Below are 8,025 nucleotides of genomic sequence, written 5' to 3' on the forward strand. Positions count from 1 at the left end.
ACGGTGAGCACCGGCACGACGATCTCCTGGGGCATGATGCCGCCATGCACGAAGCGGGCGCCGCCGACGAAGTGGAAGCGGTGCGCGCCCTTGGGAATCCAGAACTCTGTCTCACAGGTGGTGCCGGCGGTCTCGCGGGTGTGGCCGTGCCACACGCTGGGGTTGTCGGGCAGGTTCGTCCCGAGCACGTAGCGCTTCTTGCTCTTGAAGGCGCCGGCCGGCTTCTCGGTCAGGCTGGTGCGGTCGGTGGCGTCCAGCTTGCTGCGCTGGAACAGGAAGCCATGATCGGCGGTGACCAGCACGGTGCTGGTGTTGAGGTGCATGAGGATCTTGCGGGTGAGCGTATCGAGCTCCTCGATGGCGTCCTCCACCGCGGCGAAGGTCTCGCTCTCGGTGCTGGCGGTATCCCCCCGGGCGTCCACCACGTTGTGGTAGACGTAGACCAGCTGCATGCCCTTGATCGCCTCGCGCCCCTGCTCGCGGGACCAGCCCTTCACCTCCTCGGCGGTCACGGCCATGGCCTGGCCGCTCACGGCGGCGCTCAGGCGCTGGCTGCGGTTCTCGGTGCCCTGACTGGACTTGCCATCCACCAGCACGCTGTCGCTGCCGGACTGGTAGCTGAGCTCGCGATGCGGCAGCAGCGAGGCCATGCCCAAGGTGGTGTAACTGGGTACCACGCCGAGTTGACTGCCCAAGGTGGCCTCGCTGTAGCGCTTGGCGTTGATGCGTTCGCGCAGCTCTTCGGCCGCTTCATAGCGGAAGGCGTCGCTGATGATCACCACCAGGCGCTTGTTGCGATGTGCGTCCAGGTGCGGGCGCACCACGTCGCGGAAGAAGTGCTGCTGGTTGGGGATGCGCGGCAGCTTCCAGTCGTGCAGGCGCCCCTCGGCGTCGATGCGCTCGCTCCAGTTGCGGGTGAGCTGGCCCAGGAACCACTCGTCGTAGCAGCGCTCCACCGCCTCATCGAGCTTCTTGAGCAGTTCCACGCCGGTGCTGTCGGAGGCCACCGCATAGTGGCGGTAGGCGGTATCGAAGCGGTAGAGCTCGGTGCTGTAGGCGTGGTAGAGCGCCTCGACGCTCTCATAGTGGAAGCCGTTGAGATGCTGCTGTCGCAGGGCAAACAGGTCGATGGCGGCGCTAAGGGCGGCATAGAACTGGCGATAGCGCGCACGCCGCTCGTCGTTCTTGTGCCGCGAGGCCCAGTAGCCGTCCAGGCGTTCGGCGATGATGCCGCGGAACATCTCTAGGTCGCGCACATCGGCCTGGGGGATGGCCTGACACAGGTCGACGATGATCTGCTTCTCGACCACCTCGAAGGTCGCCACATTGGCCAGCCGCTCCAAGGGCACGTCGCGAATCTTGTCCTCGATGCGCAGCGCCTCTGCAACCCAACCAGAGATCACATCGAAGGCCGGGTAGAAGCGTGAGCTGTCCCGCCAGCGGGAGAGCAGTGCCCGTGAGGTGGCCCGAGCATTCACCGAGGCGATGGCATGGCTCTGCGCCCAGTCGGGGATCTCGGAGATGCTCTCGCAGTAGCCGGTGGTCAGCAGGCGCAGCATCAGCTGGCCGAACGGCAGCGGCGCATCCCCGCTGAGTTCCGCCTGGCTCGCGGGATAACCCACCTCCAGCTGCAGAGCCCGCACCAGGCTCGGCACCAGGGCGTACTTGGCCATCTCCTCCAGCGAGGAGGGATTGCCCTCCAGCCCTGTCTCTTCTGCCACTGCCTCATCACCAAGGTGAAACAGCAGCGTGGCAACATCGCCGGCGGCCCCCCCCACCACGGCAGCGCACATGGCCAGATCTAGGCCATCCTCGTCCATCTCCGGCGTGACCAGGCGCTTGAGCGTTTCAACACGCTTGCGGCTGCCCAGAAACGCCTGCCGCTTCGCCAGATGATCACGCAGCACATGCCGCGTCAGGCCTAGCTCGTTGAAGGTCATCGAGAGCTGATCGGCATAGAAGCGCCCGGAGCAGAGCTTGATGTCCAAGAGCCAGTCTTCTTCCGGCGCCGGCTCGGCGTAGGGGAAGTAGAGCAGCGTCGGTGTTTTCGGCTCCTCCAGCTCCAGGCGCAACTTCACGCCAAAGGTGGAATGCCCCGCCATATTGAGGATCTGCACGCCATCTAGGGAGAGCTCATCCAATGCTTCGGCGAAATGTCCAGGCGGATCATACCAAAACACTAACCTTGATCCATCTTGATTAAACTTGTCAGCTATCGATTCCAATATTCCTGAAGTTTTATACACCAGACTCTCCCTGACCAACGTGGCTACAGTGTCATTTTATTTTAAAACTACATGACTCAGTTGATATATTCTTTCTCTCAATCTTGACTTCTACACCATGTTTCGAAAGTGTTTTTTTGGCGAAAGATACGAGGTCGAGGGAGCTAACAAAGTTTTGAACTCTTTTATTCCGGTCAAAAAAGAAATTCAGTGGATGATATCCGCTTGTTACATAAACTTTATTTAGAAAATCTACACCTTCATCTATCCTGTAAATTGGAGTAAAGCAAGGATCGAAAACTGTTCCGAAATCTTTTTTAATAAAATATCTCAGAGACTCCTGTGAAACAGAATTCAATAGAAAAGCATCACCAAGCATTGATGGATAGTCAAGCAGGTTGACAACCTTATCATCACATACTTTGTATATACCAGCCCTAGTTGACACTATAGGAAATTTTGCACAGGCTTCCTTGAGAGGAAGACTAAAAAAATCTCCAGAAGGAAGGTAAGTCAATAACTCATATTCTGAATAGCTTTCTTCATGAATTTTAGCTGGGGTTTCGAATGGTACTGTCTCCATTTTTTTTGCAGCGGAAATATGTTCGCTACGCAAAAGAATAGGTTTAATGCTGTACTCATTACTCAAAAAAGATCGCGCCATTAATCTTGTGGCGAAATATTTATCATAGCATTTTGGGATAACCAGCTTGATGTTACACCAAGCTGGATTATAGCGATTTTCAGACACAGCTACAGAATCATTCACCTTATCCCAAACCACCCAGTCCCCGTCTATATTAAAAGGCAAGCCCGTATCACGCATAAACTCCATGAGATATCTGACAGAAACTGAGTAAACATCGTAGTCTCGTTTTTCATAGCAAAAAGTTTTAAACAGAATATATGTAGATTCTCTTTTGAAAAAGTAAGACCATCGAAAAAATTATAATCGTATTGCCCAAACTCTTCGTAACACTGATCTTCTATTTCTATTAGACTGAAGCCTTCCTCCCATATATTTTTCACAACATCAAGCAAGAATTCTTCTCGTGAAATAGGCAAACCAACATCAAAAACATCTGATGGTTTTAAGCTGGATCTATTGCTGAAAAAACCATCGTCATAATCGTAAAATGAGATAACTCCCGCGGCAATCTCATCATCGGTGAAGGCACCATACCAATCCTCTGGCCCATTGACCATCAATACCCCCTTACAACAGCCGAAAGTTCAAACCCTGAGAGTCTTAACACTAAAACAAACTCAACTTTTTAATTTAAGCTCACGCAGATTAAAAGCAAAAAAAATCAGGAAAAAATGCTACTTAAAATTAAATTCATCTACCTAAAGCTGAAGTTTTTAGTCATAACGTCTACTTGATAAAATCAACTATTGCAAGGGGGATTAACAAGCCTAACAACCTCCTCCATACGCTCTTTAAAAGCATGGAGTGAGATCATTTCAATATCTTCAACCCTAATCACACGATTTTGCGCCAATTCCGCTAATTCCTCGGCTGAAGAGTTACTATTTAGTGCATCACTGAGCTGATCCTTCAACGGGTTTTTCCCGCGATCATTACCAGACTCTAACTCTAGTCTTCCACAATGCTGATATGGTGATTCAGGTTTCAATGCGCACAGAAGCCAAGCCTCTGATTTTGGCTTTGGGAGCATTGCCACCCCATACTCAAAACCTTCATCAGCAAAGCCATTGAGAATGGATTTATATTTAGCTTTCCATTCACCACGCCCAGCCGATGCGGTCCCATCCGCGTCGCGAAACAAAACGGCAATAACCGTATCATTTAACTCATTTTCCAATGCCATCGCTTTCTGAGCCAGCACTCTGGCATTATTGTAAAAGAAGGAAGTCTCTCCCCTGTCTTTTTTGCCACGCCGAAGTTTTGGCCTTTTACCGACCTGTGGTTTGTTTTTCACAAGATAAGACTTACTGACAAAGTGAACGAGGCCATTCTCCAGATATGAAAACTCATAATCTTGGCAGTGTTCTAACCAGTGATCCACCATCCACGCCATCGGCCCAGGTTGAAACGTCTGCGCTTGACACTGCTCCGACGCGGGATAGCACCCACCGATATCACTTACCCCCTCACCGCTCAGCAGTAAATGCATCCTTGCCCTCCAAATCAACTCCTAGCAATTTTAATACTTTAATTTCCTTATCTAGCTCAACCAAGTGAGTATCGAGAAATACTTCACCAGGACCCATTAAGTTCAACTTCTCTGCCAAAGATGGAATTTCGAATAAGCGGATAGCCTGCGTGGCACCAGAAGATGTCTTGTAGAGGTAGATTACTCCTTGCTTAGCAACCTCATCTTCTAGAAAATTAAGTACAACTGGGCTATGTGTCGTCACCACGATTTGTTGATCACTAGCTACTAGCGTATCGACGAGAAACTCAACCAATTCTTGGTTAATCCCATTCTCAATCTCATCAAATAGCAAGAAGTGCTCTTGATCGGTAAGCTGTGATAACACTGCCAAAAGCCTTAACATGCCGTCATTGACGTGGCGCGCCGGGGTTTTAATATTTTTTTCAGAAAACCTCTCTGAAATATCCAAGTGTTTCCACCCTGAGCGCAACGAGCGTGTATCGATGCTAGCCAGTTGGGGATATACAGTTTGCAGCTTTTCCAGCAGCCGTTGGCGAGCATCGCCGCCCTGCTCGTGCAGAAATGCCGAGAGCTTTTGCCCACCCAACCCTAGGTGCCCAGCGGAATCACGGGTTCGCTGGCGAAGGTGTTCCGGCGAGATCAGGTCCAACGATCGGATCTTGGCCAGCGAATCTTTTAATATCTGAAGCTCATTTTCAAGACGATTATCCTTGATCTGAGACAGAATCGAGCCTTGATAGTCAAACATGATGCTTTGGCTTTCTTGTCGCCAACCTACTGATTTAACGCCTCTATTTAGGAAAAATTCGCCATCCTCTACTTTCAAAAGTCTCACGTTTCCACAAAAAACCTCTTCCGCAGTACAGCGTAACGACTGTCGATTGAAGCTAGCCGACCACTCGATCAAACCATAATCTTTCGACTCCACCGTAACCGAAATTTCGATATTTTTCTTGGCTGTCAGCTTGGAGCCTATATCTCCTGGCTTCCACTGACGTTCAGCCAACCATCCTTTTATATCGCCACGCATCTGATGGGAGATAAAATCCAGTGCCTGCAGCACTGTGGACTTCCCGGCTCCGTTCAGCCCTACAAGGCAGGAAAACGCTGTCAGATTCAGCTCAAAACCAATCAGCGACTTGAAGTTGTCGATGTAAAACTTTCTTATCATTTTGGCTTGACTCCAGTGACATCTTTCACTTCCGCCAACAAATCCCCAAATTTCCCATAGTTCACCTTCACCCCATCATCCAAATCTAGCGAGATCCGCTGGTCGGCATAGTGGCGTAGCTTTTCGTCGAAAGCGTTGAGCTCGGCCTGCTGCTTGTAGAGCTTACTCAGCTCCTTCTCGATGCGCTTGGCTTCGGCGGCGGAGGCGCTGGGTTCCTTGTCCTGCTCCAGCTTCTCGACGTAGCTGGCGAGCTTCTCGGTGAGGGGGATTACATAGTCGGTACGCATCTCGGCGAGGGTGCTCTCGTTGTAGCGGTGCAGGTAGACCAGGCATTCAAAGGCTTTCTGCTTGCCGGAGCTAAACAGCCAGTAGATGGGGCGCTTCTTGTAGGTGCGTAGGTGGTCTTTATAGAACTGCGTGCTCAGGTAGCGGCGGATAGTGTCCAGCGCGGCTTCACCCTTCTTGGGCTTAATGGCATGCAGGCAGAGGCTTTCGGCCACGAAGTCGAGGTTTTCCTGGAGGTGCTCCTCTCCCCAGACGGTGCGGACGAAATCGCGGAAGCGGTTGGTGGCATCATCTGAGAACCACTCCTGATCGGTCAACGGGATAATGGCGTTTTTATCCGGTGCGAAGCTGGGCTCGGGGATCTGGGCGAGGTAATCACGGATGGTTTCGCCTTGACTGGCGAGGATTAGCCCAGACTTGTCCAGTGAGTAGCGGCCCATCATACAGCCGATGGCATAGGACACAAGCTCTTCCATACTATCGCACTGGAGCATCGTTTCCAGTTCTTCTTCGTTCTTCTTGCCACCATATCGGTATCGCGGGTTGCAGGTAAGGGTGACTTCTTCTAGTGGAACTTCGGATGATAGCTCATTTTGCAGGCCATAGGCGTCGATAAAAAGGCGATTATTTTCTTCTTCCAGGCACTGCATTTCCTGTATCATTTCTTGCCAATGAAATTTAACTCTTTCGTAGCAAGTACTTAGGGGTAGTATCTCCCCGCAGCGACTAACAATCGGGAGTATAGTGAAATCCCATGAGGTTTCAAAAGAATCCCAATCATCTTTAGACAAGTTAATCAGGTTTTTTGAATTTCCAGATAGCGTATGATTTGAAAAAAGGTGCTTGACGACTGGCAAAGAGCCAATATTCCCGGGCAAAAAATTTATAGTTGGATTCATGGCTTTCAGCATTTCTTCTGGAAGCTTTGAGCAAAGAAATGCTAACAGTATCAGCTCATAATCATCATTGATGGGAAAGGCATTTGCCGAAGCGTCATTAAACAAAAAACCCTCTGACTGATATCTTGCTCCAAATTTTCCTGATGAAATCTTAGTCCACGTAATTCCTTTCTTGAAGATGCAGTCTAGGTTGAAATTGTGGGCGAGGGTACGGGTTCCTGAGTCATGCATACGATTTTGCAGCTCGCTGCCGTCATTTGACCAGTCCAAAACTGACTCATTATTTCCATACCAACGCCTAAAGTCCCCGCCTTTAGATTGAGGGAACCATTTTTTTTTCGACTTTTCGGCTTCCACCCTTGAGCTAACAAATCCAACCTTATCTTTTGAAACCTCATGCCAGAGCCTGATATACCTATCGTTATCCCCTGTTATCAAGCCTATTCGCGTGTCTGAAAATTTTGAAAAGCTCGGATTCTTTGAAAAGCACTCACGTATAGCCGAGGAAGTCCAATACGCTACTGGGCTGCCCGGAATTTTTTTAAAGCTATCCGGCGCCATCACTTTCAGTCGATCATTTTTGGCCGGAAACTCAAGTGGCTCGCCGCTATCAATTATGTCGCCAGCTTCTATGTAAGTGAAAAAACCTTTCATGCCGGCGACATGAAAGGTTTTGAAAACGGTGGCGCTAGTGCCAAAGGCAATTTTCATGACGCCGTTTCCCATATGCACCATATTGTCGATAGTGCGTTCCCTCAGAAGCTCTTCACGCATTTTTTTGTAGCTGGATAGGAACATCCAGCTTTGCATGGTCACCATGGCATTGAAAGCGTACTCATTCAAAAGTTTAAACCCATGCTCAATAAATATCGCAAATAGGTCGGATTTGCTATTAGGATATGTGTTTCTGGCGAAACTTTTCAGCGCCTTGTTCATGCCCTTGCTACCCATATAGGGCGGGTTCGCAATCACCGCATCGTAGCGCTGCGCCAATACCCACGCCTGCTGCACTATGGGTATCAACTGCCTTGCAGCAGTCTTCTGCATGGTGTCGCCGCTGTCGGCGAGCTCACTGATTTCCTCCAGCAGGGACTTGAGCGGCGTTTCAAAGCTATTGGGTACCTCAATAAGCGAGCCGAAGGTCTTGGCGTCCTCGAAGCGCTCGATCAGGTCGACGATGGCCTTGTAGGTGTTGTCGTTACTGGAGAGCTCTGATCTTACCCAGCATTGGTGGACACCGATCTAAGCGATCATTTGAGCTTCGAAAGCCTCTGGGCTGATCATCCCAATTGCACTGTGCCGGC

6 protein-coding genes are annotated in these 8,025 nt (G+C 50.4%); all 6 read right to left on the minus strand.

Annotation, left to right across the window (positions count from 1 at the left end):
- Window positions 1-2,246: BREX-1 system phosphatase PglZ type A (gene pglZ / locus Q358_RS0113690; RefSeq protein ID WP_245598328.1), on the minus strand; the 2,246-nt coding region annotated here is incomplete at its 3' end.
- A gap of 31 nt (window positions 2,247-2,277) precedes the next feature.
- The gene (locus Q358_RS18700) at window positions 2,278-3,051 is read right to left on the minus strand and encodes a hypothetical protein (RefSeq protein ID WP_156940935.1); all 774 of its coding nucleotides are present in this window, start codon (window positions 3,049-3,051) and stop codon (window positions 2,278-2,280) included.
- Window positions 3,021-3,431: a hypothetical protein gene (locus tag Q358_RS18705; protein ID WP_156940936.1), complete on the minus strand. Its 411-nt coding sequence runs from the start codon at window positions 3,429-3,431 to the stop codon at window positions 3,021-3,023. Before Q358_RS18705 ends, Q358_RS18700 begins: the two co-directional genes overlap by 31 nt.
- Before the next feature lie 182 nt (window positions 3,432-3,613).
- A complete protein-coding gene (locus Q358_RS18710) occupies window positions 3,614-4,363 on the minus strand; it encodes a hypothetical protein (protein ID WP_156940937.1) in 750 nt (249 codons plus the stop codon).
- A complete protein-coding gene (locus tag Q358_RS17580) occupies window positions 4,341-5,537 on the minus strand; it encodes an AAA family ATPase (protein WP_051530401.1) in 1,197 nt (398 codons plus the stop codon). The genes Q358_RS18710 and Q358_RS17580 overlap by 23 nt, the downstream gene beginning before the upstream one ends.
- The gene (gene pglX / locus Q358_RS18355) at window positions 5,534-7,963 is read right to left on the minus strand and encodes a BREX-1 system adenine-specific DNA-methyltransferase PglX (protein ID WP_084286578.1); all 2,430 of its coding nucleotides are present in this window, start codon (window positions 7,961-7,963) and stop codon (window positions 5,534-5,536) included. The genes Q358_RS17580 and pglX overlap by 4 nt, the downstream gene beginning before the upstream one ends.
- Between the last annotated feature and the right edge of the window lie 62 nt (window positions 7,964-8,025).

The organism is Halomonas halodenitrificans DSM 735, assembly GCF_000620045.1.
Taxonomy (GTDB): domain Bacteria; phylum Pseudomonadota; class Gammaproteobacteria; order Pseudomonadales; family Halomonadaceae; genus Halomonas; species Halomonas halodenitrificans.